This is a genomic window from Streptomyces sp. NPDC059248, from assembly GCF_042753905.1.
Taxonomy (GTDB): domain Bacteria; phylum Actinomycetota; class Actinomycetes; order Streptomycetales; family Streptomycetaceae; genus Streptomyces.
The window spans coordinates 66,645-91,650 of record NZ_JBHYZV010000027.1 but is presented as its reverse complement, the minus strand read 5'-3'; the positions used below and the strand labels follow the sequence as shown (position 1 = coordinate 91,650).

General features: G+C 71.8%; 24 protein-coding genes. 10 read left to right on the top strand and 14 right to left on the bottom strand.

Translation table 11 applies throughout. The features are described from left to right. Positions 1-69: 69 nt before the first annotated feature. Entirely contained in the window at positions 70-732 is a 663-nt protein-coding gene (gene nucS, locus ACFXG1_RS14395) for an endonuclease NucS (RefSeq protein ID WP_384723978.1), read from the bottom strand. Positions 733-1,041: 309 nt separating this feature from the next. Between nucS and ACFXG1_RS14390 the strand changes: the two genes are divergently transcribed. Beyond that, positions 1,042-1,434: an SCO5389 family protein gene (locus ACFXG1_RS14390; protein ID WP_384723980.1), complete on the top strand. Its 393-nt coding sequence runs from the start codon at positions 1,042-1,044 to the stop codon at positions 1,432-1,434. 142 nt (positions 1,435-1,576) lie between these two features. On the opposite strand, the gene ACFXG1_RS14385 is transcribed toward ACFXG1_RS14390, so the two are convergent. Next, on the bottom strand, positions 1,577-2,644 hold the full coding sequence (locus ACFXG1_RS14385; protein ID WP_384724167.1) for an LLM class flavin-dependent oxidoreductase: 1,068 nt from the start codon (positions 2,642-2,644) through the stop codon (positions 1,577-1,579). A 250-nt stretch (positions 2,645-2,894) separates the two neighbouring features. Between ACFXG1_RS14385 and ACFXG1_RS14380 the strand changes: the two genes are divergently transcribed. After that, entirely contained in the window at positions 2,895-3,224 is a 330-nt protein-coding gene (locus tag ACFXG1_RS14380) for an ATP/GTP-binding protein (RefSeq protein ID WP_384742542.1), read from the top strand. Positions 3,225-3,265: 41 nt separating this feature from the next. On the opposite strand, the gene ACFXG1_RS14375 is transcribed toward ACFXG1_RS14380, so the two are convergent. From ACFXG1_RS14375 to mce, 7 genes are all read right to left on the bottom strand, one after another. After that, positions 3,266-4,096 carry an ABC transporter permease gene (locus ACFXG1_RS14375; RefSeq protein WP_384719851.1) on the bottom strand — a complete coding sequence of 277 codons (831 nt, stop codon included), beginning with the start codon at positions 4,094-4,096 and terminating at the stop codon, positions 3,266-3,268. After that, positions 4,093-5,229 carry an ABC transporter ATP-binding protein gene (locus tag ACFXG1_RS14370; RefSeq protein ID WP_384719849.1) on the bottom strand — a complete coding sequence of 379 codons (1,137 nt, stop codon included), beginning with the start codon at positions 5,227-5,229 and terminating at the stop codon, positions 4,093-4,095. Before ACFXG1_RS14370 ends, ACFXG1_RS14375 begins: the two co-directional genes overlap by 4 nt. Before the next feature lie 167 nt (positions 5,230-5,396). Then, positions 5,397-6,176 (bottom strand): ABC transporter permease, encoded by a 780-nt coding sequence (locus ACFXG1_RS14365; RefSeq protein WP_384719847.1) that lies wholly within the window; start codon positions 6,174-6,176, stop codon positions 5,397-5,399. A 3-nt stretch (positions 6,177-6,179) separates the two neighbouring features. Continuing rightward, the gene (locus ACFXG1_RS14360; RefSeq protein ID WP_384742538.1) at positions 6,180-7,226 is read right to left on the bottom strand and encodes an ABC transporter ATP-binding protein; all 1,047 of its coding nucleotides are present in this window, start codon (positions 7,224-7,226) and stop codon (positions 6,180-6,182) included. Between the two features lie 140 nt (positions 7,227-7,366). After that, positions 7,367-8,305 carry a cellulose-binding protein gene (locus ACFXG1_RS14355; protein ID WP_384724096.1) on the bottom strand — a complete coding sequence of 313 codons (939 nt, stop codon included), beginning with the start codon at positions 8,303-8,305 and terminating at the stop codon, positions 7,367-7,369. A 276-nt stretch (positions 8,306-8,581) separates the two neighbouring features. Continuing rightward, positions 8,582-12,463, bottom strand: a complete 3,882-nt coding sequence (gene scy, locus ACFXG1_RS14350; protein ID WP_384742535.1) for a polarized growth protein Scy — start codon at positions 12,461-12,463, stop codon at positions 8,582-8,584. A 168-nt stretch (positions 12,464-12,631) separates the two neighbouring features. Next, positions 12,632-13,060, bottom strand: coding sequence for a methylmalonyl-CoA epimerase (mce, locus tag ACFXG1_RS14345; protein ID WP_384713404.1), 429 nt, complete (start codon positions 13,058-13,060; stop codon positions 12,632-12,634). A 146-nt stretch (positions 13,061-13,206) separates the two neighbouring features. On the opposite strand from mce, the gene ACFXG1_RS14340 reads away from it, so the two are divergent. Both ACFXG1_RS14340 and meaB read left to right on the top strand, forming a co-directional pair. Continuing rightward, positions 13,207-14,421, top strand: coding sequence for an acetyl-CoA C-acetyltransferase (locus ACFXG1_RS14340; RefSeq protein ID WP_384742530.1), 1,215 nt, complete (start codon positions 13,207-13,209; stop codon positions 14,419-14,421). Positions 14,422-14,528: 107 nt separating this feature from the next. After that, positions 14,529-15,482: a methylmalonyl Co-A mutase-associated GTPase MeaB gene (meaB, locus tag ACFXG1_RS14335; protein ID WP_384713410.1), complete on the top strand. Its 954-nt coding sequence runs from the start codon at positions 14,529-14,531 to the stop codon at positions 15,480-15,482. A 354-nt stretch (positions 15,483-15,836) separates the two neighbouring features. On the opposite strand, the gene ACFXG1_RS14330 is transcribed toward meaB, so the two are convergent. Further along, positions 15,837-16,445: a PepSY domain-containing protein gene (locus tag ACFXG1_RS14330; protein WP_384713412.1), complete on the bottom strand. Its 609-nt coding sequence runs from the start codon at positions 16,443-16,445 to the stop codon at positions 15,837-15,839. Positions 16,446-16,559: 114 nt separating this feature from the next. On the opposite strand from ACFXG1_RS14330, the gene ACFXG1_RS14325 reads away from it, so the two are divergent. Both ACFXG1_RS14325 and ACFXG1_RS14320 read left to right on the top strand, forming a co-directional pair. Continuing rightward, positions 16,560-17,228, top strand: a complete 669-nt coding sequence (locus tag ACFXG1_RS14325; RefSeq protein WP_384742527.1) for a response regulator transcription factor — start codon at positions 16,560-16,562, stop codon at positions 17,226-17,228. Next, positions 17,225-18,643, top strand: coding sequence for a sensor histidine kinase (locus ACFXG1_RS14320; RefSeq protein WP_384742524.1), 1,419 nt, complete (start codon positions 17,225-17,227; stop codon positions 18,641-18,643). Before ACFXG1_RS14325 ends, ACFXG1_RS14320 begins: the two co-directional genes overlap by 4 nt. 109 nt (positions 18,644-18,752) lie before the next feature. Here ACFXG1_RS14320 and ACFXG1_RS14315 read toward each other — a convergent pair whose 3' ends face one another. From ACFXG1_RS14315 to ACFXG1_RS14300, 4 genes are all read right to left on the bottom strand, one after another. Continuing rightward, positions 18,753-19,229 (bottom strand): MarR family winged helix-turn-helix transcriptional regulator, encoded by a 477-nt coding sequence (locus ACFXG1_RS14315; protein WP_384713422.1) that lies wholly within the window; start codon positions 19,227-19,229, stop codon positions 18,753-18,755. A 224-nt stretch (positions 19,230-19,453) separates the two neighbouring features. Beyond that, a complete protein-coding gene (locus tag ACFXG1_RS14310; RefSeq protein WP_384713425.1) occupies positions 19,454-20,239 on the bottom strand; it encodes an AIM24 family protein in 786 nt (261 codons plus the stop codon). Further along, positions 20,236-20,886: an AIM24 family protein gene (locus ACFXG1_RS14305; RefSeq protein WP_384713428.1), complete on the bottom strand. Its 651-nt coding sequence runs from the start codon at positions 20,884-20,886 to the stop codon at positions 20,236-20,238. The genes ACFXG1_RS14310 and ACFXG1_RS14305 overlap by 4 nt, the downstream gene beginning before the upstream one ends. Next, entirely contained in the window at positions 20,886-21,524 is a 639-nt protein-coding gene (locus ACFXG1_RS14300) for an AIM24 family protein (protein ID WP_384713431.1), read from the bottom strand. Before ACFXG1_RS14300 ends, ACFXG1_RS14305 begins: the two co-directional genes overlap by 1 nt. Before the next feature lie 165 nt (positions 21,525-21,689). Here ACFXG1_RS14300 and ACFXG1_RS14295 point away from each other — a divergent pair, with 165 nt between their 5' ends. The 4 genes from ACFXG1_RS14295 to ACFXG1_RS14280 all read left to right on the top strand — a co-directional run bounded on the left by ACFXG1_RS14295 (position 21,690) and on the right by ACFXG1_RS14280 (position 24,917). Next, positions 21,690-22,037: a DUF3817 domain-containing protein gene (locus ACFXG1_RS14295; protein WP_384713434.1), complete on the top strand. Its 348-nt coding sequence runs from the start codon at positions 21,690-21,692 to the stop codon at positions 22,035-22,037. Positions 22,038-22,159: 122 nt separating this feature from the next. Then, positions 22,160-22,669 carry a MarR family winged helix-turn-helix transcriptional regulator gene (locus tag ACFXG1_RS14290; RefSeq protein WP_384742520.1) on the top strand — a complete coding sequence of 170 codons (510 nt, stop codon included), beginning with the start codon at positions 22,160-22,162 and terminating at the stop codon, positions 22,667-22,669. A 112-nt stretch (positions 22,670-22,781) separates the two neighbouring features. Further along, positions 22,782-23,108 (top strand): DUF3817 domain-containing protein, encoded by a 327-nt coding sequence (locus ACFXG1_RS14285; RefSeq protein WP_384718162.1) that lies wholly within the window; start codon positions 22,782-22,784, stop codon positions 23,106-23,108. Positions 23,109-23,216: 108 nt separating this feature from the next. After that, positions 23,217-24,917: a methylmalonyl-CoA mutase gene (locus ACFXG1_RS14280; protein ID WP_384718160.1), complete on the top strand. Its 1,701-nt coding sequence runs from the start codon at positions 23,217-23,219 to the stop codon at positions 24,915-24,917. Positions 24,918-25,006: the final 89 nt, after the last annotated feature.

The window sequence follows — 25,006 nt, the reverse complement described above, 5'->3', positions numbered from 1 at the left end:
GCACGCACTCCGAGGAGTGCGTGCCCGGCCTTCGCCCGTCCATCGCTTCCGAACCGCAGCTCAGAAGGGTCAGAAGAGGCGGAGCTTGTCGTCCTCGACACCGCGCATCGCGTTGTAGTCCAGCACCACACAGCCGATGCCGCGGTCCGTCGCCAGCACCCGCGCCTGCGGCTTGATCTCCTGGGCCGCGAACACCCCGCGCACCGGCGCCAGATGCGGATCGCGGTTCAGCAGCTCCAGATAGCGGGTCAGCTGCTCCACACCGTCGATCTCGCCCCGGCGCTTGATCTCCACCGCGACCGTGGCGCCCCCGCCGTCCCGGCAGAGGATGTCCACCGGGCCGATCGCCGTCGGGTACTCACGGCGGATCAGGCTGTAGCCCTCGCCCAGTGTCTCGATCCGGTCGGCGAGGAGTTCCTGCAGATGGGCCTCGACGCCGTCCTTGATGAGACCGGGGTCCACGCCCAGCTCGTGGGAGGAGTCGTGGAGGACCTCCTCCATCGTGATGATCAGTTTTTCGCCCGCTTTGTTGATGACCGTCCAGACGCTGTCGTCGCCCTCCTTGAGTGTGCAGGGCGGGGACATCCAGTTCAGCGGTTTGTACGCCCGGTCGTCTGCGTGGACGGAGACGCTGCCGTCGGCCTTCACAAGGATCAGACGGGGAGCGGAGGGGAGGTGGGCGGTGAGCCTGCCCACGTAGTCCACGGAGCAACGGGCGATGACGAGGCGCATGGTCGGCAACGCTACTCGACGCACGCGGCGCCGCGCGATTCCCCCTGCGTCCGGCCGTCCGCACCTGCTACTGAGCTTGGCTGAGCGCCTTCGGGTCGCCCCACTTGTCCCTGTTCGTTTCTGGCTGGTTGTAGGCCCAATCTTCTGGTGCGGGCGGGACGGCGCACTTACCGTGGATGCAGGAGGTTGCCGGACGTGCACTCTGCGTCGTCATGCGTCATGCCCATGTCGATGTGATCGGGGTCGCCCGGTGCCTTCTTCCCTGCCCGTATGGCCCCCTGGGGATGGGGGGTCACGAGAGGAGAACCCATGTCGCTCGACGTCTCACCGGCGCTGTTGGAACAGGCCGAGCGAGGCGAGGTCGACGAAGCCGCCTTCGTCGACTGCGTCCGGACCTCCCTGCCCTTCGCATGGGAGATGATCAGTTCCCTGGTGGCCCAGCTGAAGGTCGACGGCGGAGAGTTCGCCGACAACCAGACGCCTCCGCCGGACGAGCAGGCACGTGGTCAACTGCTGCGCGCGCTCGCGAGTGACGCGATTCGCGGCGCGCTCCAAAGGCACTTCGGCGTACGTCTCGCGTTCCAGAACTGCCACCGCATCGCGGTGTTCCCGCTGGACCCGTCGGTGGACGAGCGGCTCGCCCGCTTCACCTCGCCGCGGGGACAGCTGCTCAACCAGTCGCCGGAGCTCCGCGACTGCTAGCACTGTGATCGTGGGGCGGCCTCGCATCGCGGGAGATGCGGGGCGTCCGGCCGGGTGGAGAGGGCGGCTCCATGAGCCTCCCGCCGGGGAGTTCCCGGGCGGGAGGCTCGGCGTACCGCGGCGCCGGACCGGGCCGGCGCGCTCAGACCAGCAGGGGGACGACCTCCTCGCCCAGGCGGCGCAGCGTCGCCTCCGTACCGGCGAGATCGCCGGAGCCCTCGGCGAGCAGCGCGAAGCGGGTGATGCCCGTACGCTCCGCGGTCGCGGCCAGCCGGTCGGCGGCCAGCCGGGGCGGGCCCACCGGATGGAGCGAGCACAGCAACTCGGTGTACGCGACCGGATCGCGCATCGTCCGGACCCGGGCGTCGACCGTCCGATGGGCGGCGAGCCCCTGCCGCAGCCAGCCCGGCATGGCCTTCACCAATTGCTCGCGCGCGTCGCGCACCCGGTCGTCGAGCTGGACGACCCCGGCCGACACATGTCCGGCGGCGGCCACCGCGTCGGGGGAGTGCCCGGCCTCCAGGGCGTGCCGCCGCCACAGGGCGACCATCGCGGCCTTCTCCTCGTCGCCGCAGTGCATCCCGAGGAGCATCGGCAGGCCCCGCTCCCCGGCCGTCCGCACCCCGCCGGGGGAGGTGCAGGCGACGACGACCTCCGGGTGCGGCGCCGGGCCGCCGGGCCGCGCGGGGGCCTCCAGCAGCAGCGGGCTCTCCAGCAGATCGGCCGGGCGCGGTACGACGTCGACCGGGCGGAAGCGGTAGCGCTCGCCGTCCGCGCCGACCTCGGGCTCCCGCAGCCAGCGCAGCAGCAGATCGAGCGACTCGGGGAAACCGGACTCGTACGCCCCGATCCCCGATCCGAAGACCTCCAGATCGATCCAGGGCCCGCCCCGGCCGACCCCGAGGGAGAACCGTCCTCCGCTGGTTATGTGCAGCAGGGCGGCCTGCTCGCCGAGCGCGACCGGATGGGCGTTCGGCAGCACGCTCACCGCCGTACCGACACCGATCCGGCGGGTCCGGCCGAGCAGCAGCGCCGCCAGGGTGATCGCCGACGGGCAGACCCCGTACGGCACGAAATGGTGCTCCGCCAGCCAGACGGAGTCCAGCCCCGCCTCCTCGGCGACCTCGGCGGTCCGCACCGCCCGGTGCAGCGCCTCCCCCCGCCCCTGACCCGGGAACTGGGCGGCCAGGACGAACGTACCCACGCGCATGCCTTCTGCCTCCTTGCGGCCGAACCGGCGCTCCCCCTGCCCGCACTAACGCCTGACACGTGCCAAAGGCACGGGCGATGGCGAGAATTATCGGATTGTCCGGCCACCGGTCCGTGCGGAAGCCCGATCCGTCACCCTCCCGGGTGCGCCTACCCGGGGCGTCGGCCCGTAGGCTGGACTCGACGGGAAACCGTCCGCAATCCCCCCGCAATCCCCAGGAACCGTCCCCACTCGCCCTGTGAGGTGCTCTGTGTCCCCCCGCCACAACCGCCCCAAGGGCGGCGACAAGTCCTCCGCCCCGGCCGGTGATCCCGGCGACCGGTACGGCGGATTCGGCCGTACGGAGTCATGGCAGGGGGAGGAGTGGTCGGTCCGGCACGTCGCCGGGGCCTCGTCGGAGGGCAAGCGGTACCGCTGCCCCGGATGCGACCAGGAGATCCCCTCCGCCGTCCCGCATGTGGTGGCCTGGCCCGAGCACGGCGGGGTGGAGGACCGGCGGCACTGGCACAAGGCGTGCTGGAACGCCAAGGACCGCCGCACCAGCAGGGTGCAGCGGTCCCGTAACGCGCCCCGTCATTAGGGCCGGTTCGACGGATCGGACCCGGGGGCCCGTCCCGCAGGTCAGACGTCGCGTGCCGCCAGTGCGGCGTACGCGCCGCCCAGCGCGGCGGCCGTCAGTCCGACGATGATCAGCAGCGGCTCCCAGCCCGCGACGCCGCTCGTCATCAGCCCTTCGTCGTAGACCACCCCGAGCTGACTCGGCACCGAGTACTCGATCAGCCAGGTGCCGAAGCTCTGCAGACTCCCGGCGGTCGCCATGAAGACCGCCATCACCAGCGGCAGCAGTACGACCCCGAACATGACGGTGATCGCGCCCGCCGAGTGCCGGATCAGCACCCCCACGGCCATCGACAGCAGTCCGAGGCAGGCGAGATAGAAGCTGACGCCCAGGGTGGCGCGCAGCCACTGCTCGCCGTTCGGCTCCCCGCCGGCGATCCCCACCTGGACCGCGCCGAGCAGCAGGGTCGTGACGGTCATGGCGGTGAAGACCAGGACGAAGTAGACGATCGCCTTGGCGGTGAGCACCCGGGCCCGGGACGGGCAGGCGGTCATCGTGGTCCGGATCATCCCGGTGTTGTACTCGGAGGTCACCGTCAGCACCCCCAGCGTGATCACACAGATGGTGCTGAGGATGGCGCCGAAGAAGCCGAGCGACAGGACGTCGTTCCGGACGAATTCCGCGTTGTCGTCGGTCGCGTCCACGATCCAGGTGGTGAGGGCGCCGATGCCGAACAGCAGGGCGACCATCACCCCGAGCGTCCACATCGTGGACCGCAGGGTACGGATCTTGGTCCACTCGGAGGCGATGGCGTCCCCGAGCCGGGCCGGGCGGACCGGGATGGGCGAGGTGTACGTGGCGGTGGCGCCCGGCGGCTGGTAGGGCGTGGTCATCGGGCGTCCTCGGGCGTCGTGGTCGGGGGAGCGGGAGGCGCCACCGGCGGGGTCGGCGGAGCCGGTGCTGCCGTCGGGGCCGTCGGGGCGGTGGCGGGGGGCGCGGCGTAGGGATTGGTCCCGGCCGGCGGGGCGTACCACCCGCCCACCGGCATATCGGGGATCTCCGGGGCCGCCCCGAAGGGCAGCTGCTCCCGCAGGCCCGACTTCTCGTCCTGGGTGGAGCGGAAGTCGACGGAGCCCTGCGTCATCCGCATATACGCCTCCTCCAGCGACGCCTGATGCGGCGACAGCTCCCACAGCCGGACGTCGGCACCGTGCGCCAGCTCGCTGATCCGCGGCAGTGGAAGGCCCATCACCCGCAGCGCGCCGTCCGGTTCCGGCATCACCTGCGCCCCGGCCTCCGCGAGCACCCCGGAGAGCTTCTCGCGCTGCGCGGGCTCGTCCTGGGGGGTGCGGACCCGGGCGAACCCCGCCGAGCTGGCCGCGATGAAGTCCCGTACGCCCATATCGGCGAGCAGCCGGCCCCGGCCGATGACGATGAGATGGTCGGCGGTGAGCGCCATCTCGCTCATCAGGTGCGAGGAGACGAAGACGGTACGGCCCTCGGCGGCGAGCGCCTTCATCAGATTGCGGACCCAGAGGATGCCCTCGGGGTCGAGTCCGTTCACCGGCTCGTCGAACAGCAGCACCTTCGGGTCGCCCAGCAGCGCCGCCGCGATACCCAGCCGCTGGCCCATGCCGAGGGAGAAGCCCTTCGACCGGCGCCGGGCCACGTCCTGGAGGCCGACGACCCCGAGGACCTCGTCCACCCGGCGGGCCGGGATCCCGGCGAGCTGGGCCAGGGACAGCAGATGGTTGCGGGCGGTCCGGCCGCCGTGTACGGCCTTGGCGTCGAGCAGTGCGCCGACCTCGCGGGGCGCGTTCACCGCGTCCCGGAAGGGACGGCCCCCGACGGTGACCGTGCCGGACGTCGGGTTGTCCAGGCCCAGGATCATCCTCATCGTGGTGGACTTCCCGGCGCCGTTGGGGCCGAGGAATCCGGTCACGGCGCCGGGCCTGACCTGGAAGGTGAGGTTCTCCACCGCCGTCGTGGTGCCATAGCGTTTGGTCAGGCCGACTGCCTCGATCATGCTCCCGCCCTATCGGCGTCAGAGGTTCCGGGCCGCCGGCTTCTTCGCCGCGTGCCCCCCGTAAGGCTTACGAGGATATCCGCCGAACGGTGGTTCCCCCGAAGGGTTACCGCCGGTGCGCCCGCGGTATACGGATCGTCCCGGCCCCGTCGCCCCCGCGGCGACCGCTACGCGTCCCGCTTCTTGATCACCGCATAGGCGCCGATCAGGGCCGCGATGATCCACAGGACCATGATCCCGAGCCCCTCCCAGGGGCCGTACGGCGCCTTGTCGCTGCCCATGGCGCCCGGCACCACCTGCATGATCTTGGCGCCCGCCTGGTCGGGGAAGAAGCGCGCGACGTCCTTCGCCTTGGGGACCGCGGTGAGGATCTGGGAGACCAGGAAGAAGAACGGCATCAGGATGCCGAGGGAGAGCATCGAACTGCGCAGTATGGCCGCGACGGCCATCGAGAAGAGGGAGATCAGACCCATGTAGAGGCCCGCGCCGAAGACCGCGCGCAGGACGTTCTCCTGGCCCAGGTCCGTGCCGTGCTCGCCGAGCAGGGCCTGGCCCACGAAGAAGGTGACAAAGCTGGTGACCATGCCGACCAGCAGCGCCAGCGCGGCGGCCACCGCGATCTTGCTGAAGAGGAACGTCCCCCGCTGCGGTACCGCGGCCAGTGATGTGCGGATCATGCCGGAGCTGTACTCCGTGCCCACCACCAGGACCCCGAAGACCACCATCGCCAGCTGGCCCAGGACGATCCCGGAGAACCCGGCGAAGACCGGGTCGAAGGTCAGCCGCTGGGCGTCGGGCATGTCGTCGAAGGTGGCGTTGTAGACGGCGCAGAGCGCGGCGCTGACCGCCACCGTGGCGAGGAAGGCCGAGGCGAGCGTCCAGACCGTGGACGACACCGTACGGATCTTGGTCCACTCCGACTGGAGGACCGCGGGTACCGAGGCCATGCGTCAGGCTCCCTTGCCGCGACCGGCGCCGCGATCGTCGCTCCCGCCGGGCGCGGACCACCCGGCGCCCCACGCCCGCTGTCCCGGGCCCGGCTCCCGCGGGTAGCCCTCCGGCTCGGGACCCGGCACCGCCGGGCCCCCGGACGGTGTCCCGTGGGCGTGGTACTCCACGGCGCTCGCCGTCATCTGCATAAACGCTTCCTCCAGCGACGCCTGCTGCTGGCTCAGTTCGTGCAGCGCCACCCCGTGGGCGGCGGCCAGCTCGCCCAGCGCCTCGGTGGTGGCCCCGTCGACCTCCAGCGTCCCGGCCGACTCCACCGCCGTGTACCCGGCGCCGTGGAGGACGTCCCGCAGCCGCTCCTGCTCGGGCGAGCGGAGCCGTACAAAACTGCGCGAGTTCTGCCGGATGAAGTCCGCCATGGAGGTGTCCGCGAGCAGTTTTCCCTGCCCGATCACGATCAAATGATCGGCGGTCAGGGCCATTTCACTCATCAGATGCGAGGAGACGAAGATCGTTCGCCCCTCGGCGGCGAGCGCCTTCATCAGATTGCGGATCCAGTGAATACCCTCGGGGTCGAGTCCGTTCACCGGCTCGTCGAACATGAGGATCTCGGGATCGCCGAGCAGCGCCGAGGCGATACCGAGCCGCTGCCCCATCCCGAGGGAAAACCCTTTCGATTTCTTTCGGGCGACCGGGGTCAGACCCACCACGTCCAGTACCTCGGCGACCCGGGACTCGGGGATCCGGTTGGCCTGGGCGAGACAGAGCAGATTGTTGTACGCGCTCCGCCCGCCGTGCATCGCCTTGGCGTCCAGCAGCGCGCCGATGTACTTCAGCGGCTCCGCGAGATCGCGGTAGTGCCGCCCGTCGATCAGGACCGAGCCCGCCGTCGGATTGTCCAGATCCAGCATCATCCGCATGGTCGTGGACTTGCCCGCCCCGTTGGGCCCCAGAAAGCCGGTGATCATGCCCGGCCGGACCCGGAACGAGAGATGGTCGACGGCGACCTTCGTCCCGAACCGCTTGGTGAGACCCTCTAGCTCGATCATGCAGACACGCTAAGGGCGCGCGAAGCCCCCCGCCACTGGAGTGGCGGGGGGCTTGACGTTTATTTGACCGAACACCTCCACCGAGCACCCGGAGGCGGCGGGGGGCCGCCATGACGGGTGTTACGGAAGGGGCCGCCGGGTCAGCGGGACTGCTGGGCCGGGACGCCCCGGGAGATCGGCTCGTCGTCGACGGGCGCGCCCGCCGCGGCCACCGCGGCACCCGTCAGCGTCGCCAGCATCTCGCGGACGTTCGTCAGCTGGGCGTTGATCGAGTCGCGGCGGTTGGTGAGCGCCGCCAGCTCGCGCTCCGATTCGCTGCGGATCCGGTCGGCCTTGGCATTGGCGTCGGCGACGATGTCCTCGGCCTGGCGCTGCGCGGTCTCCACCGTCTGACGGGCCCGGCGCTCGGCGTCCGTACGCAGCTTCTCGGCCTCCAGGCGCAGCTGCTCCGCCCGGTGCTCGATCTCCGCGAGCCGCTTCTCCGCCTTCGCCTGACGGGACGCCAGATCCCGCTCGGACTGCTCGCGGCGCTTGGCCAGGTTCGTCTCGAAGTCCGCGGCGGCCTGGGCGGCCTTGGCGCGGGTCTCCTCGAAGAGCGCGTCGGCCTCCTCCCGCTTCGACTGCGCGTCCTTCTGCGCGTCCGAACGGAGCTGGCTGGCGTCACCCTTCGCCTTCTCGACGATCCGGACGCCCTCGTCCTCGGCCTTCGACTTGCGGTCGGCGGCGAACGCCTCCGCGTCGTTGCGCACCTGCTGGGCGGCGGACTCGGCCAGCTCACGGTGCTGCTCGGAGGCGCGGCGGGCCTCCTCACGCAGGTCCTTCGCCTCCTCCTCGGCGAGCCGAAGGATCTTCTCGACGCGCGCGCCGAGACCGGCGTACGACGGCTCGGCGTCGCTGACCTGCGCCTGGGCGTTCTGCGTCTCGAGGTGCAACTCCTCGATGCGCTTTTCCAAAGACGTGATCCGCGTCAGCGCGCTATCACGATCGGCGACGAGCTTGGTAATGCGGTCGTCCACCTGACCGCGGTCGTAACCACGCCGCACGAGCTCGAAGCCGAAGGGGGAGGATGTGTCGCTCATGGGGTTCCTGTCGAAAGAGACCGGTGAGGTGATAGGGGGAATCCTAGGGGCCGAAGCGGTGTGTCATCGAGCGGATACGGGTTTGATCTGGAGAATATGCAGTCTTTTGAGTGCCCAGGGCGTGTCTTGTGGACCTTGCCGGGCTCGCGTGCCCTGGTACCGCGCCTCGCCGCGTTGTCGTCAGTCGTCGACGCTCCGCGTGGACTCCTTCCTCCGCCTTGCGATCCACGGCACCAGACCCCGCTCCCTGATCCGGCCTGATCCACAAGACACGCCCTAGGACCGTGAAGACTTGCCGCCGGATCGGGTAACTCCCGCCGAGGCGCCCGCTCTGACGCCCCCTGGGGAACCGCCGTTCTTGGCGTCGCCCGAACCGGCGCCGGGTTTCGGCACCTTGTCGCCGCCGGGCGCCTCGAAGGACTCCAGCGCCTCCAGCACGTCCTGGACCCGGGAGATCTCCGCCTGGATGTCCTCGCGCCGCCGCACCAGGACGTCCAGATCGCGTTTGCCGTCGCCGACCAGCCGGCGGGCCTCCGACTCGGCCTCGGACCTGATCTGCTCCCCCTCGCGGATGAGCCCGGCCTTCTTCGCCTCGGCCTCCTTCAGGAGACCCTCCGCCTTCTTCACGGCCGCGATCCGGACCCGGCTCGCCTCGGACGTCGCCTCCGACAGCAGCTCCTTCGCCTTCTCCGCCGACTCGTTGCGCTGCTCCGTCGCCGCCTTCACCAGATGGTCCACCCGCTCGCCGGCGACCTTCATCTGCTCGGACGTCTCCCGGCGGGCCCGCTCGTGCAACTCCTCGACCTCGGACTCGGCCCTGACCCGCAGCTCGTCCGACCGGTCCCTTATCGCGGTGGCGTCCCGGCGCGCGCCGACGAGCAGCTCGTCCGCGTCCGCCCTGGCCCGCTCCACCAACGAGTTGCCCTCCACGGTCGCGTCGGAGACCAGCCGCTCCGCCTCCTTGCGAGCCGCCCCGACCATCGCGTCGGCCTGCTTCTCGGCCTCCAGCGCCGAACGCAGCGCCTCGTCCTGGGCCTTGTCGACCAGCTGGTCCGCCTGCTCGGCCGCGTCCCTGCGGCGCTTCGCCGCGGCGTCCCTGGCCTCGTCGACGGTACGGTCCGCCACCGTCCGCGCCTCGGAGCGCATCCGCTCCGCCGCCGCGTCCGCGTCCGACTTCGTCTTCTGCGCCTCGGTACGGATCCGCTCCGCGGCCTGCTGCGCCGCGCCCACGGTCTCCGCCGCCTCGGCCCGCATCCGCTCCGCGTCCCCCCGGGCCTCCACCAGCAACTGGTCGGCCTGCGACGCCGCGTCCGCCCGCCGCTTGTCGGCCGTCGCCCGCGCCTCGTCGAGCACCGTCTGCGCCTCGGCGCGGATCCGGTCGCCCTCCGACGCCGCCTCGCCGATCAGCCGGTCCGCCTGCGCCGCCGCCTCCGAACGGATCCGGTTGGCGTCGTCCCGGGCGTCCGCCCGGGTCCGCGCCGCGTCCTGCTCGGCCGTCGCGACCGCGTCGGACGCTTCCGTCCGCATCCGCTGCGCGTACTCCGCGGAGTCCGTGCGCAGCCGCTCCGACTCGGCGATCGCGTCGTTGACCGTCCGCTCCGCCAGCGCGTTCGCCGCGTCCGTCTCCGTCTGGGCGCGCTCCCGCAGCCGGGCCGCGTCCTCGGTGGCGCGCTCCACCGCGGCGTGCGCGTCCGCCCGCAGCCGGTCGGCCTCGTCCTGCGCCTCGGTACGGGTCCGCTCCGCCGCGTGCTCGGCCGCCGACCGCAGCCCCGCGATCTCCTCGTCGGCCTGCTCGTGCAGCCCCGCGACCGCGTCCCTGACCTGCTTGGCGTTCTGCTCGGCCGCCGAGACCGTCTCCGTGGCCCGCCGGTCGGCGTCCTCCGTCAGCGCCTGCGCCTCGGACTGCGCCTCCTCGACCCGCTTGCGCGCCGACGCCAGCAGCTCCTCGCTCTGCTCCCGCGCCCGCTCCCGCTCCCGCTCGGCCTCGTCCCGCGCGGTCCCCAGGGTGTCCTCGGCCTCGCGGCGACGCCGTACGGCCTCCTCCTGGGCCGCGGCGAGGGCCTCCTGCGCCTCGGCGCCCACCCGGTCGGCGGCGGCCGCCGCCTCGGACCGCAGCCGGTCCGAGGTCTCCCGCGCCTCCGTCTTCAGCCGCTCCGCCTCGGCCGCCGCGTCCCCGCGGAGCCGTACCGCGATGTTCTCGCCCTCCGCGCGGGCCGTCGCCGCGTCCGCCGCGGCCTCGTTGCGCAGCCGGTCCGCCTCCCCGTCCGCCTGCTCCTGCAGGTTCCGGATCCGCTCCGCCGTCTCCGCCCGCAGCCGGTCGGTCTCCTCCACGGCCTCACGCCGCAGCCGCTCGCCCTCGGCCCTGGCGTCCGTCAGCGCCGTCTCCGCGGCCCCGATCCGGGCCTCCGCCTCGGCATGCAGCCGGGCCAGCGCCGCGGACGCCTCCTCCTGGCGGGCCGCCGTGGTCCGCTCGGCCTCCTCGCGCAGCGCGTCGGCGGCCTGTTCGGCGGCGGCGCGCATGGCGTCCGCCTGCTCCTCGGTCTCCACCCGCAGCCGCTCGGCCTCCGCGCGGGTGCGCTCCAGCGTCTCCTCGGCCTGGCGGCGCAGGGTCGTCGCCCGCTCGATCGCCTCGGTACGGATCCGCTCGCTCTCGCCGCTCGCGCCCGACCGCAGCTCGTCGGCGTCCGACCGGGCCTTCGTCAGCAGCTCCTCGGCGGTCGACGCCGCCTCCTCGATCTGCTGTACCGCCTCCCGGCGGGCCTCGGTACGGAGCCGCTCGCCCTCGGCGACCGCCTCGGACCGCAGCTGCTCGGCCTCGCCGCGCAGCCGCCGGGCCTCCTCCTGGAGTTCGACCGTCCGGGCGCGGTACTCCTTGGTGTCGTCCTTGGCCGCGCCCTTGATGTCGTCGGCCTGCTCCGCCGCCTCACCGCGCAGCCGCTCGCCCTCGGCCGCCGCCTCCCGGCGGATCCGCTCCGCCTCTTCGGCGGCCTTGCGGGTGGTCTCCCGGGCGTCGTCGGACGCCTTGGTGAGCACCTCCTCGGCATCCCGGGCGGCCTTCGCGATCGCCGCGGCCGCGTCCTCGGCCGCGATCGTCTTCGCCTTCTCCGCGGCCTCCGCCAGCCGCTTCTCGGACTCCGAACGGGCATCGGCCAGTACCTGCTCGGCCTCGGCCTTCGCCGCCTCCGCCTCGGTGGTCGCCTCGGCCACCAGACGGGCGATCTCCGCCTTCGCGGTACGGGTCCGCTGCTCGTTGACCGACTCCGCGGTCGTCTGCTCCCGGGCCGCCGACTCCTTGGCCTCGGCGACCAGTCGCTCCGCGTCGGCACGCGACGCCCGCAGCCGCTCATCGGCCTCCGCGAGCCGCTGCTCGGCGGCCCGGGTCAGCTCAGCCGCCTGCTGCCGCGCCAGCTCCGACTCGGCCGACGTCGACGAACGCAGCCGCTCGGCGTGGCCGGTGGCCTCCTGCGCCTGGGCGGACGCCGTACTCAGCATCCGCTCGGCGTCCCGGCGGGCCCGGTGCAGCAGCGCCTCGGCCTCCGTACGGGTCGCGTCGGCCTCCGCGCCGAGCCGTGAACGGGCCTCGTCCGTCAGCCGCTTGGCCTCCGCCCTGGCCTGCGCCAGGGACTGCTCGGACGCCGCGCGGGACTCGTCCATCAGCCGCCGCGCCTGGGACTCCGTACGGGCTCGCAACTGCTCGGCCCAGGCCACGTTCTCGTTGACGTGCGCCTCGACGGTCTGGCGGCGCTCGGCCAGCTCCTGGTCGAGCCGCTGGCGCCGCTGATTGGCCTCCGTGTGCAGCTCCGCCTGGAGCCTGGCCTGCTGCTCGGCGTGCTCCTGAAGGAGCCGCTGCGCCTGGGCCCTGACGTCCCGCAGTTCGCGCTCGGCGTCCGACCGCATCTGGTCGACCTGGGCCTGGGCGTTCCGCAGCATCTGCTCGGCCTGATAGCCGAGGTCGGGGTTGTCGTAGGCGGGACGGGCCGCCAGACCGCGGCGTGCCTCGTGGAGCTTGGCGCGCAACACCTCGACCTGGTAGCCGAGGTCCTCGGCGTGCTGGACGGCCTTCTCCCGCTCGGTCTTCAGCCGGTCCATCTCGGCTTCGAACCGCGAGAGGACGTCGTCGTCAGCTCGGTGGCTCTCCTGGCGTTCGTAGCCCCGCACTACGCGGTCCCATCCGTCCCCTGGTCGCAACATCTCCCGCACAAACACCGCTCGCCCGGCGAACGGCCCCCGGGGAATGGTGACAGAACAATATGAGAGGACGCGTCGCGGCCCCGACCCGGCCCCGGCCCGGAACAGCCCACTCTACCGGGCCGGGAATCCTTCGGGTCAGTGCTCCGTTGCGGAGGTGACGAGTTCGGTCAGTACGCCGTGGCAGTCCTTGGGGTGCAGGAACGTGATCCGGGAACCCATCGAGCCGCGGCGCGGCTCCTCGTACAGCACCCGGACCCCCTTGCCGCGGATCGCCTCGGCGTCGCCGTCCACGTCGGCCGTGCCGAAGGCGATGTGATGGACTCCCTCGCCGTTCTTGGCCAGCCACTTCCCGACCGGGGAGTCGTCGCGGATGGGCTGGAGGAGCTGGATGTAGGAGGCGCCTCCGTCGGAGGTCTCGTTGATCCTCAGCATGGCCTCCCGTACCCCCTGCTCCTCGTTGACCTCCGAGTGGAAGACCTCGAAGCCGTACGTGGACCGGTAGAACTCGACGGTCGCGTCGAGGTCCGAGCAGGCGATCCCGATGTGATCGATACGCGTCAGCATGGGACCAGTGGAGCGGTTGGCTCCCGGTTGCGCAAGGTGCGCGCCGTCACACGGGGCGCGTCGTGACCCGGGGGCGAACCGGTCAGTACATTTGAAGTAAACCCTCGTTCACTCCTCGGCGTCCGAGCCGGAAGGGATCGTTGCCCATGTCAGGAACGACCGGTAACACCACGGTGATCGTCGCGGGCGCGCGCACGCCCATGGGACGGCTGCTCGGCTCGCTCAAGTCCTTCTCCGGAGCCGACCTCGGAGGCTTCGCGATCAAGGCGGCCCTCGACCGGGCCGGGATCGGCCCCGACCAGGTGCAGTACGTGATCATGGGGCAGGTGCTCCAGGCCGGCGCCGGACAGATCCCGGCCCGCCAGGCCGCGGTCAAGGCCGGCATCCCCATGAGCGTTCCGGCGCTCACGATCAACAAGGTCTGTCTCTCCGGGCTCGACGCGATCGCCCTCGCGGACCAGCTGATCCGCGCGGGCGAGTTCGACATCGTCGTCGCGGGCGGCCAGGAATCCATGACCAACGCGCCCCATCTGCTGCCCAAGTCCCGCCAGGGCTTCAAGTACGGCGCGGTCGAGATGCTCGACGCGATGGCGCACGACGGCCTGACCGACGCCTTCGAGCAGATCGCGATGGGGGAGTCCACCGAGAAGCACAACACCCGCCTCGGGATCGGCCGCCCCGAGCAGGACGCCTTCGCCGCCGCCTCGCACCAGCGGGCCGCCGCCGCGCAGAAGAACGGCCTCTTCGACGCCGAGATCGCCCCGGTGGAGATCCCGCAGCGCAAGGGCGACCCGGTGATCTTCGAGAAGGACGAGGGCATCCGGGCCGAGACCACGGTGGAGAACCTGGCCCGGCTGCGGCCCGCCTTCGCCGCCGACGGCACCATCACCGCGGGCACGGCCTCGCAGATCTCCGACGGCGCGGCCGCCGTGGTCGTGATGAGCCGGGCCAAGGCGGAGGAGCTTGGCCTGTCGTGGCTCGCGGAGATCGGCGCGCACGGCAATGTCGCCGGGCCCGACAACTCCCTCCAGTCCCAGCCCTCCAACGCCATCGAACACGCCGTGGGCAAGGAGGGCATCACCGTCGGCGACCTCGATCTGATCGAGATCAACGAGGCGTTCGCGGCGGTCGCCGTGCAGTCCATGAAGGACCTCGGTGTATCCCCGGAAAAGGTGAACGTCAACGGCGGGGCGATCGCGCTGGGGCATCCGATCGGGATGTCCGGCGCGCGGATCGTCCTCCACCTCGCGCTGGAACTCCGCCGCCGCGGCGGCGGCACGGGGGCGGCGGCGCTGTGCGGCGGCGGCGGCCAGGGCGACGCGCTGATCCTCCGGGTGCCGGGGATCGACGCCGGCGAGTAGTCGCACGGTGCGTGCCAGGGGCGTACGGACCCGGGCGCGCGCCCCCGGTGGCGGTGGTGGAAGTGGCGGACGCGGCGCGGGCCGCGCGGGTGCGGAGGAGCTGGGCCATGGTGGACGTCCCCGATCTGGTCGAACGGGCGCGGGCGGGGCAGCCGCGCGCCGTCGCCCGGCTGATCTCCCTCGTGGAGGGGGCGTCACCCCAGCTGCGGGAGGTGATGGCCGCGCTCGCGCCGCTCACCGGCAACGCGTATGTCGTGGGGCTGACCGGTTCGCCCGGGGTCGGCAAGTCCACCACGACGTCCGCGCTGGTGAGCGCGTACCGCCGAACCGGGCGGCGGGTCGGGGTGCTGGCCGTCGACCCGTCGTCGCCGTTCTCCGGCGGCGCGCTCCTCGGGGATCGGGTCCGGATGTCGGACCACGCCTCCGACCCCGGGGTCTACATCCGCTCCATGGCCACCCGCGGCCATCTCGGGGGGCTCGCCTGGGCCGCGCCGCAGGCCGTACGGGTCCTGGACGCGGCGGGCTGCGACGTGATCCTCGTGGAGACCGTCGGCGTCGGCCAGTCCGAGGTGGAGATCGCCGCGCAGGCCGATACGTCGGTGGTGCTGCTGGCGCCCGGGATGGGCGACGGCATCCAGGCCGCGAAGGCGGGAATCCTGGAGATCGGCGACGTGTACGTGGTCAACAAGGCCGACCGGGACGGGGCGGACGCGACCGCGCGCGAGCTGAACCACATGCTCGGCCTCGGCGAGGCCCGCGCGCCGGGGGACTGGCGCCCGCCGATCGTGAAGACCGTGGCGGCGCGCGGCGAGGGCATCGACGAGGTCGTCGCCGCGCTCGACAAGCACCGGGCGTGGCTGGAGGAGCACGGCGTCCTCGCGGAGCGGCGGCTGCGGCGGGCGGCGGGCGAGGTGGAGACCATCGCGGTCACGGCCCTGCGGGCGCGCATCGCGGACCTGCACGGCGACCGCAGGCTGGGCGCGCTCGCGGAGCGCGTGGTCGCCGGCGCCCTCGACCCCTACCGCGCGGCCGACGCCCTCCTGGAGACCCTCACGGAGTGACCCCGCGGGCGGGAAGCCCGGCCCCGTCCGCGGCCGTGACCCGTCCGTGGCTCGCCGTGCCGCAATTCCCCGCGCCCCTGGAGCTTCCTGTTCCCGGCCTTGCGGGGTGACCCAGGAAGTCTCCGGGAGCGACGAGCTTGGTATCCAGGGGCGCGAGGAACTGCGCGAGCAACTCACCACCGTGGGAAGTCGCCTACGGGCCTCACCCGGCTGGATGGAATGCGGATTTCGAGGCGGTGCCTGTACCTGGTTCGCCGGGTGCGACCGCGTCGTGGCTTGTCGCGCAGTACCCCGCGCCCCTGGATGCCCGGATCATCCGGTCATCAGAGGGGCGCGGGCACCCCGGGGAGACCCTTAGCGGAGCCCGAGGCTCGCGGCCTTGGCGGTCGTCGCGTCGACCGCGACCTCGTAGGACTTGCCGTCGGCGCCGCGGACCTCGACCTCCCAGCGGTCGTCGTCGAACTCGACGTCCGTCACCTTGCCGGGGTGGAGCTTCAGCGCCGCGTCCGTGGCCTGCCCCGCGGTGGTCTTCGCGGCCGCGGCAGCCGCCGCGTCGTCCGAGCGGTCGTCGGAACGGTCGTCGTCGCGGCCGTCACGGTCGTCCGCGTCGTCGGAGCGGTCGTCGCGGTCGTCCCGGTCGTCGTCCTTGTCGTCCGTGGAGTCGTCGGCGTCGGCGGCGTCGATCCTGGCCTCGCCCGACTGCGCGTCCACCGTGACCTCGCGCTCCGTACCGTCGGACGTACGGATCTCGATCTCCCAGTCGCCCTTGCCGTCGTCGTCGCGGTCGGCGGACTTCACCGTGCCGGGCACCTTCGCGAGGGCGGCGTCGGACGCCTCGGCCACCGAGATCTTCGCGGCGGGCGGGGTGCCGTCGTCGGAGGAGCCGGACGCGGCGAAGGCCGTGAACGTGCCGCCCGCCATCAGGGCGGCCACGGCGGTGGCGATGACGATCTTGCGCTTCATGGGGTTCCCGTCGGTCGTCTCTGGCTTGACGTCCACCAATGTGGCCGGGTGACCCTGAAGGCTTGCTGAAGCCACCTGAAGCCTTCTTCAGCTCGGGTTTGCGACCCTGTGTCCATGCGTTTGCTGATCGTGGAGGACGAGAGGCGCCTCGCGCTCTCCCTCGCCAGGGGACTGACCGCCGAGGGCTATGCCGTCGATGTCGTGCACGACGGTCTGGAGGGACTCCACCGGGCCTCCGACGGCGGCTACGACCTGCTGATCCTCGACATCATGCTGCCGGGGATGAACGGCTACCGGGTCTGCGGCGCCCTGCGCGCCGCCGGGAACGACGTACCGATCCTGATGCTGACCGCCAAGGACGGCGAGTACGACGAGGCCGAGGGGCTCGACACCGGCGCCGACGACTATCTGACCAAGCCGTTCTCCTATGTCGTCCTGACCGCCAGGATCAAGGCCCTGCTGCGCCGCCGGGGCCGCGGCGGCGGGGCGTCCCCGCGGCTCACCGTCGGCGATCTGGTGGTGGAGACCGCGGCCCGCCGCGTCTTCAGCGCCGAGCGGGAGATCGCCCTCACGGCGAAGGAGTTCGCCGTGCTCGAACAGCTCGCGATCCGCGCCGGCGACGTCGTCAGCAAGGCGCAGATCCTCGAACACGTCTGGGACTTCGCCTACGACGGCGACCCGAACATCATCGAGGTCTACATCAGCGCGCTCCGCCGCAAACTGGGCGCCCACTACATCGAGACCGTACGCGGCGCGGGCTACCGGCTGGTGGCGCCGCGATGAGATCCGTACGCGCCAAGACGACCATCGGCGCCACGGCCGTCGTCGCCGTCGCCCTGGTGGCGGCCGGGTTCGCCGTGCTGATGGTCCTCCGGGCCTATCTGACGGACCAGGCCGAACTCCAGGCCGAGGTCACCGCCCGGGAGGTCGCGTCGCGGATCGCGGCCGGCGCCGACGGCGGGCCGATCACCGTCCCCTCGACGGAGGACCGGCCGGTGCAGGTCGTCGACGAGGACGGCAGGACGGTCGCCGTCAGCAAGGACCTGGAGCGGATCTCCGGGACCGGCAGCGCCGATGTGACGCCCGAACCGCGGCCCACCGGCGACGGGACCGGTGACGACAGCGACGAGAACGACCCCGACGACCCCGAACGCGGCCATGTGGCGGGCGGTGAGCCCCGGTTCAGCCGCGGCGACGCGACCGTGGACGGCGACACCGCCGCGTACCGCTTCGCCGCCGTGGAGGCGACCACCGGCGACGGCCGGAGCGTGACCGTGTACGCGGGCGCGCCGCTGACCGTCGAACGGGACGCCGTGGAGTCGGTACGCGAGGCCATGCTGGTCGGCCTCCCGGTGCTCCTGGTCGTGGTCGGCTCCGTGACCTGGCTGGTGACCCGGCGGGCGCTGCGGCCCGTGGAGGACATCAGGACCGAGATGGCGGCGATCACCGCGTCCGAGGATCTGTCCCGGCGGGTGCCGGAGCCCGGCACCCGGGACGAGGTCGCCCGGCTGGCGCGGACCACCAACGAGACCCTCGCGGCGCTGGAGGCGTCCGTGGAGCGGCAGCGGCGGTTCGTCGCCGACGCCTCGCACGAACTCCGCAGTCCCATCGCGTCCCTGCGGACCCAGCTGGAGGTGGGCGAGGCCCACCCCGGGCTGCTGGACGTGCCGGGCGCGGTGGCCGACACCGTACGGCTGCAACAGCTCGCGGCCGATCTGCTGCTGCTCGCCCGGCTCGACGCGGGGGAGCGGCCGGGGCGGTCCCGGCTGGATCTGGCGGCCCTGACGCGGGAGCAGCTGTCGCAGCGCGGCACGGCCGACCGGGTGCCGGTCACGGTGGCCGCCGAGGAGGGTGTGGAGGTGCTGGGCTCGCCCGGCCAGCTCGCCCGGGTGCTGGGCAATCTGCTGGACAACGCGCAGCGGCACGCGGCCGGGGCGGTGACGGTGTCGGTGCGCCGGGAGGGCGCGGACGCGGTGCTCGCCGTCGGGGACGACGGGTCGGGGGTGCCGGCGGACGAGCGGGAGCGGATCTTCGAGCGGTTCGTCCGGCTCGACGACGCGCGGAGCCGGGACGAGGGCGGCGCCGGTCTCGGGCTCGCCATCGCGCGGGACGTGGCCCGGCGGCACGACGGGACGCTGACGGTGGGCGGCTCGCCCGAGGGCGGCGCGCTGTTCGTGCTGCGGCTCCCCGCGGCGTGACGCGCGCGGCGCGGGCAGTCGTACGGAAGACGGCGCGCCCCGGTTCCGTACCACCGGTGGTGTGCGGGGGTACGGAACCGGGGCGCGCCGTCGTCGTCGCTCCGGCCGGTCAGGCCTTGCCGCGGTGGCCGCGCAGATGCTCGGCCACGGGCGTCAGGGACTCCCGCAGATCGGCCAGCGCCTCCGGGGTCATCAGATCGATGAAGTGCCGGCGGACGGACGCCACGTGGTACGGGGCGACCTTCCGCATGGTCTCCATGCCGTGGTCGGTGAGGACCGCGTACAGTCCGCGCCGGTCCGACTCGCAGTTCTCCCGGCGGACCAGTCCCGAGGTCTCCATCCGGGTGATCTGATGGGAGAGCCGGCTCTTGGACTGGAGGGTGGCGGCGGCGAGATCGCTCATCCGCATCCGCAGTTCGGGCGATTCGGAGAGGTTGACCAGGATCTCGTAGTCGTTGTTCGTCAGGCCGAACGGCTGGAGGTCCTTTTCGAGCTGGTGCATCAGCAGTCGGCTGACGTCGAGGTGCGCACGCCAGGTGAGCTGTTCGTCGTCGGTGAGCCAGCGGGTGGCCGTCTCGGTCTCCATAGATGGATTCTACCTAAAAAAGTTGAAAGGCGGACTAGTTTGGGGGGTTCCTGAGGTCCGCGGGGGTGTGACGCGCGACACGCGGGACGCCGGGCGCCCCGTACGTCGTCGGCCGTACCGTGACCAGTCGTGTGACCACCCGTACGACCACCCGTGGGACTGCGCAGTGTACGCAGGGCGCGAGGGGCGCGGACCGCCCCTCGTCACCCGCCGGGGGTCCCCGGTCACAGGCCGAAACGGCGCTGGAGGTCCCCCAGCTGGCCGGGCAGGCGCGGTGTCTGGCCGTGCTGCCCCTGACCCCCACCGTGTCCGCCCGGTACCCCGGCCTGTGCCGGAGGCGCCCCCGTCGCCGTCTCCGGCAGCAGGGTCTCGGTCGACTGGAGCAGTACGGTCCCGGCCCCCACGAACTCGAACTGGTGCTCCTCGCCCGAGGTCCCGCCGATCCCGGTCAGCGCCCGTACGCCGCCCATGACCCCGGTCATATAGCCGTGGTCGTAGTGGTGGCAGGGCGAGGGGCAGTCGGCCCAGCCGACCAGGGCCTGCGGATCCACCCGAAGCGGTGGCTCCATGAAGACCACGGGCCCGTTGGAGGCCGCCACGAACTTCCCCGTCCCGATCAGGGTGAGGAACCCCGGCACGATGGACTGCTTCAGCGCCAGCGACGGCTGGTAGGCCAGCAGATTCCCGGCGCGGATCGTCAGATTGCCCTCGTCGAGGTCGTAGGAGTTGACGTCGAACGCCCGGTCCGCGAGCAGCATCTTCCCGCTGCCCTCGGCCACCACCCAGTCCGCCGCGTGCAGCGGCGAGTGGAAGGAGGTCCGCAGCAGCCGGTCGAGCCGGCCGTGGCCGATGCCGTTGAAGTCGATCCGCCCGTAATAGGCGATCATCTTCCCCTTCTGGAGGAACCACTGGCTCCCCTTCAACTCCACACAGAAGGTGTACGGGTTGACGTTGTCGTCGCCCGGCAGGGTCGTCGGATCATGGACCAGCAGTCCTTCGGGTCCGGTCACAGCTTCTCCTCCGATGCCTGTACGTAGACCGCGCCGCTGCCGCTCAGCTCCAGCTGGAACGCCTCGCCCGAACCGCGGCCGACCATGTCCCGCCAGCCGAGGGCCGTGGAGAGCTGGTTGCGTACGTCGCCGTGGTGGGCCACGTACGCCTGGGGGTCCACATGGACCGGGCGGCCCGGGACGATCGGCAGCTCGATCACCCCGCCGTGCGCCATCACCGCGACCGAGCCCTGGCCGCGCAGGGTCGTGGTGAACAGGCCCTGCCCGGTGACCTGGCCGCGGACCACGCCCATCACACCGCCCTGGGAGCCGAGGAACATCGTCCCCTGCTCCAGCGTGCCGTCGAAGGCGAGCAGCCGGTCCGCCTCCACATAGAGCGTGTCGCCGGTCAGCCCGATCACCTGGATGTGGTGGCCGCCGTGCCCGAAGAGCACCGTGCCGCCGCCCTCGACGGTCATCAGCGGCGTGGCCTCGCCCGCCACCCGGCGGCCGATCATCGAGCCGATACCGCCGGAACCGCCGGTGGTGCTGGGGGTGAAGGAAACGTCACCGCGGTACGCGATCATCGCGCCGCGCTGGCTGAAGAGGCGCTGTCCGGGGACGACGGTCGCCTCGACCATCCTGGAGTTGATCTCGCGGAACGTCATCAGACCTCCCCGCCTATCGTGTTCCGCTCGCTCGGCTGGACGTAGACGAGGCCGTCGCCCTCGAAGCGGATCTGGAACGCCTCACCGCCGCCCTCGCCCATCAGGGTGCGGAAGGTGACCCCGGACTGGAAGTTCTGGCGCAGATCGCCCTGGTGGGCCACGTAGGCGCCCGGGTCGACCGAGAGGGGGTACTGCGGGGTGACCCGGAGCACCACCGCCTGGCCGTCCGACATGATCGCGGCCCGGCCGGTGCCCTCGACGGTGGTGGTGAAGAGGCCGTTGCCGGAGGCGCCGCCGCGCATCCCGGTGAAGCTGGTGCCCGTCCGCAGCCCGCCGTCCACGGCCAGCAGATTGCTGGACTCGACATAGAGCTTGTCCCCGGTGAGGGAGACCAGGTTGATCTCCGACGCGCGGTCGGCGAAGAAGCAGGTGCCCTGCCCCTTCACCTCCATCAGCGTCATCTGCTCGCCGGTGAGGCGGCGGGTCACCATGCCCCGGATGCCCTCGCCGCCGCCGGACAGCTTCTTGAAGGCCATCCGGCCGTCGTACGCGACCATCGACCCGTTCTTCGCCTTGACGGTGTCGTCGGTCAGGTCGACCGCGAGCACCTTGCTCCCCTGGAGCCGGAAGGTTGCCACCAGCCGAAGGTAACCGGGACCGGCGGGGCGGGAACAGGTCCGTGGGCAGGATCACGACGGCCCGAAGGGCACCCCGGACAAAGCTTCGGCAAAACGGCTGTCAGAATGGGGGCTGCGCTTGTGAGCGCGTTCACAAGATCGTCTAACGTCAAAGGTGCACCAGCCGTGGACATCAAGACCGCCTCGTCCCTCCACCGCCTCCGGCTCGTCTCGGCACCGGAGGCCGTCTCCTTCGTCCTGCTGATCATCGCGTCGGTGCTCAAGCGCACGACGGACTTCAACGCGGTGCCCGCCCTCGGCATGATCCACGGCATCCTCTTCATCATCTACGTCCTCTTCTGGGCGGATGCCTGGAACCGGACGAAGTGGGACTTCAAGACCGCCGCCCTGTACTTCGTCCTCTCCGTGCTGCCGCTCGGCGGCTTCGTCGCGGAGCGCAAGCTGAAGCGGGCCGCCGACGACGAGGTGATCGCCTCCCGCGCCCGCCGCGAGGGCACCGTCAACACGGCCTGAGCCGTCCGGACACGGGCCGTCCACCGCGTTCCCGACGCGGCGGGCGGCCCGTTCTCCGTCCCCGGGGGTTCGAAGGGCGAGACGGGCCTCACGCCGCGGCGGTCACTCGATAGGGTCGGGCCGTGTCCAAGCCGCTCAGCCTCTCCTTCGACCCCATCGCCCGCGCCGACGAGCTGTGGCGGCAGCGCTGGGGGCCGGTGCCGTCGATGGCCGCGATCACCTCCATCATGCGGGCCCAGCAGATCCTGCTCGCCGAGGTCGACGCCGTGGTGAAGCCGTACGGACTCACCTTCGCCCGCTACGAGGCGCTGGTGCTGCTCACCTTCTCCAAGGCCGGTGAGCTGCCGATGTCCAAGATCGGGGAGCGGCTGATGGTCCACCCCACCTCCGTCACCAACACGGTCGACCGCCTGGTCAGGTCCGGTCTGGTGGCCAAGCGCCCCAACCCCAACGACGGCCGCGGCACCCTGGCGTCGATCACCGGCAAGGGGCGGGAGGTCGTCGAGGCCGCCACCCGCGATCTGATGGCCATGGACTTCGGTCTCGGCGCCTACGACGCCGAGGAGTGCGCGGAGATCTTCGCCATGCTGAGGCCGCTGCGCGTCGCGGCCGAGGACTTCGACGAGGCGTGATGCCCCGGGCGCTCCCGGGGCCCGGTCCCGCGCCTCCACGCCCCCGGCGCACGCCCGGGGCTGGACACCCCCGGCCGCGAGGTGGTATCCGCGCCCCGTTAGGCTCGGCGCCATGAAACAAACCGTGCTGACCCGCTACCGGGTGATGGCGTACATCACCGCCGTCTGGCTTCTGGTCTTCACCGGCGCCATCGTGCTGAAGTACGGCTTCGAGACCGGCGACACCATGGTGATCTCGCAGATCCACGGTGTCCTCTTCATCGTCTATGTGATCTTCGCCTTCGATCTGGGCTCCAAGGCGAAGTGGCCCTTCGGCAAGCTCCTGTGGGTGCTGGCCGCCGGATGCATCCCCGTGGCCTCCTTCTTCGTCGAGCCGAAGATCAGCCGGGAGACCCAGGCCCTCATCGACGGCACCGCCCCCGAGCCGGCCAGGGCGTAGGGCTCGCCCCCGGAGGTCCGGGGGCCGGATTCACCCGAACGCCGTGCGGATCCCTCGTACGGCGTTCGTCCATCGACATTTACTTGGACGTCCTAGTAAATTGGTGTCATGGACGCTGACGCCATTGACGAGGGCCGCCGGCGCTGGCAGGCCCGCTACGACGCGGCCCGCAAGCGCGACGCGGACTTCACGACGCTCTCGGGCGACCCGGTCGAGCCGGTCTACGGGCCGCGCCCCGGCGACACGTACGAGGGATTCGAGCGCATCGGCTGGCCGGGGGAGTACCCGTACACCCGGGGGCTCCATCCGACCGGTTACCGCGGCCGGACCTGGACCATCCGCCAGTTCGCGGGGTTCGGGAACGCCGAGCAGACGAACGAGCGCTACCGGATGATCCTGGCCGCGGGCGGCGGCGGGCTCTCCGTCGCGTTCGACATGCCGACCCTGATGGGCCGCGACTCCGACGACCCCCGCTCCCTCGGCGAGGTCGGCCACTGCGGTGTCGCCATCGACTCCGCCGCCGATATGGAGGTCCTGTTCCGGGACATCCCCCTCGGCGACGTCACCACCTCGATGACGATCAGCGGCCCCGCCGTCCCCGTCTTCTGTATGTACCTCGTCGCCGCGGAGCGCCAGGGCGTCGACCCGGCCGTCCTGAACGGCACGCTCCAGACGGACATCTTCAAGGAGTACATCGCCCAGAAGGAGTGGCTCTTCGAGCCCGAGCCGCATCTGCGTCTCATCGGGGACCTGATGGAGCACTGCGCGGCCGGCATCCCCGCCTACAAGCCGCTCTCCGTCTCCGGCTACCACATCCGCGAGGCCGGGTCGACGGCCGCGCAGGAGCTGGCGTACACGCTCGCCGACGGCTTCGGCTATGTCGAGCTGGGGCTGAGCCGCGGCCTCGACGTGGACGTCTTCGCGCCCGGACTCTCCTTCTTCTTCGACGCCCATCTCGACTTCTTCGAGGAGATCGCCAAGTTCCGGGCCGCCCGCCGGATCTGGGCCCGCTGGATGCGGGAGGTGTACGGCGCGCGGACCGACAAGGCCCAGTGGCTCCGCTTCCACACCCAGACCGCGGGTGTCTCGCTCACCGCGCAGCAGCCGTACAACAACGTCGTACGGACCGCGGTCGAGGCCCTCTCGGCGGTCCTCGGCGGCACCCAGTCCCTGCACACCAACGCCCTCGACGAGACCCTCGCGCTGCCGAGCGAGCGGGCCGCCGAGATCGCCCTGCGCACCCAGCAGGTGCTGATGGAGGAGACCGGCGTCGCCAATGTCGCCGACCCGCTCGGCGGCTCCTGGTACGTGGAGCAGCTCACCGACCGGATCGAGGCCGACGCGGAGCGGATCTTCGAGCAGATCCGGGAGCGGGGCCGCCGGGCGCACCCGGACGGGGTCCATCCGATCGGACCGATGACCTCGGGGATCCTGCGCGGGATCGAGGACGGCTGGTTCACCGGGGAGATCGCGGAGTCCGCCTTCCGCTACCAGCGGTCGCTGGAGAAGGGGGACAAACGGGTCGTCGGCGTCAATGTCCACGAGGGCTCCGTCACCGGCGATCTGGAGATCCTGCGGGTCAGCCACGAGGTGGAGCGCGAGCAGGTCAGGGTGCTGGCCGAGCGGCGCGGCCGGCGGGACGACGCCCGGGTGCGGTCGTCGCTTGCGGCGATGCTGACGGCGGCCCGGGACGGCTCCAACATGATCGTCCCGATGCTGGACGCGGTCCGCGCGGAGGCGACGCTCGGCGAGATCTGCGGGGTGCTGCGGGACGAGTGGGGGACCTATACGGAGCCGCCGGGCTTCTGAGCCGTACGGCCTCCCTCCGGGCCCGGTCGTCCGGGCCCGGTCGTCCGGGCGTGCTCGTCCGGGCCCGCTCGTTCGCGCCGTTCCGGACC

Coding starts and splice junctions, on each gene's coding strand:
- nucS (WP_384723978.1), bottom strand. CDS start 732: ATGCGCCTCGTCATCGCCCGTTGCTCCGTGGACTACGTGGGCAGGCTC.
- ACFXG1_RS14390 (WP_384723980.1), top strand. CDS start 1,042: ATGTCGCTCGACGTCTCACCGGCGCTGTTGGAACAGGCCGAGCGAGGC.
- ACFXG1_RS14385 (WP_384724167.1), bottom strand. CDS start 2,644: ATGCGCGTGGGTACGTTCGTCCTGGCCGCCCAGTTCCCGGGTCAGGGG.
- ACFXG1_RS14375 (WP_384719851.1), bottom strand. CDS start 4,096: ATGACCACGCCCTACCAGCCGCCGGGCGCCACCGCCACGTACACCTCG.
- ACFXG1_RS14370 (WP_384719849.1), bottom strand. CDS start 5,229: ATGATCGAGGCAGTCGGCCTGACCAAACGCTATGGCACCACGACGGCG.
- ACFXG1_RS14365 (WP_384719847.1), bottom strand. CDS start 6,176: ATGGCCTCGGTACCCGCGGTCCTCCAGTCGGAGTGGACCAAGATCCGT.
- ACFXG1_RS14360 (WP_384742538.1), bottom strand. CDS start 7,226: ATGATCGAGCTAGAGGGTCTCACCAAGCGGTTCGGGACGAAGGTCGCC.
- ACFXG1_RS14355 (WP_384724096.1), bottom strand. CDS start 8,305: ATGAGCGACACATCCTCCCCCTTCGGCTTCGAGCTCGTGCGGCGTGGT.
- mce (WP_384713404.1), bottom strand. CDS start 13,060: ATGCTGACGCGTATCGATCACATCGGGATCGCCTGCTCGGACCTCGAC.
- ACFXG1_RS14340 (WP_384742530.1), top strand. CDS start 13,207: ATGTCAGGAACGACCGGTAACACCACGGTGATCGTCGCGGGCGCGCGC.
- meaB (WP_384713410.1), top strand. CDS start 14,529: ATGGTGGACGTCCCCGATCTGGTCGAACGGGCGCGGGCGGGGCAGCCG.
- ACFXG1_RS14330 (WP_384713412.1), bottom strand. CDS start 16,445: ATGAAGCGCAAGATCGTCATCGCCACCGCCGTGGCCGCCCTGATGGCG.
- ACFXG1_RS14325 (WP_384742527.1), top strand. CDS start 16,560: ATGCGTTTGCTGATCGTGGAGGACGAGAGGCGCCTCGCGCTCTCCCTC.
- ACFXG1_RS14320 (WP_384742524.1), top strand. CDS start 17,225: ATGAGATCCGTACGCGCCAAGACGACCATCGGCGCCACGGCCGTCGTC.
- ACFXG1_RS14315 (WP_384713422.1), bottom strand. CDS start 19,229: ATGGAGACCGAGACGGCCACCCGCTGGCTCACCGACGACGAACAGCTC.
- ACFXG1_RS14305 (WP_384713428.1), bottom strand. CDS start 20,886: ATGACGTTCCGCGAGATCAACTCCAGGATGGTCGAGGCGACCGTCGTC.
- ACFXG1_RS14285 (WP_384718162.1), top strand. CDS start 22,782: ATGAAACAAACCGTGCTGACCCGCTACCGGGTGATGGCGTACATCACC.
- ACFXG1_RS14280 (WP_384718160.1), top strand. CDS start 23,217: ATGGACGCTGACGCCATTGACGAGGGCCGCCGGCGCTGGCAGGCCCGC.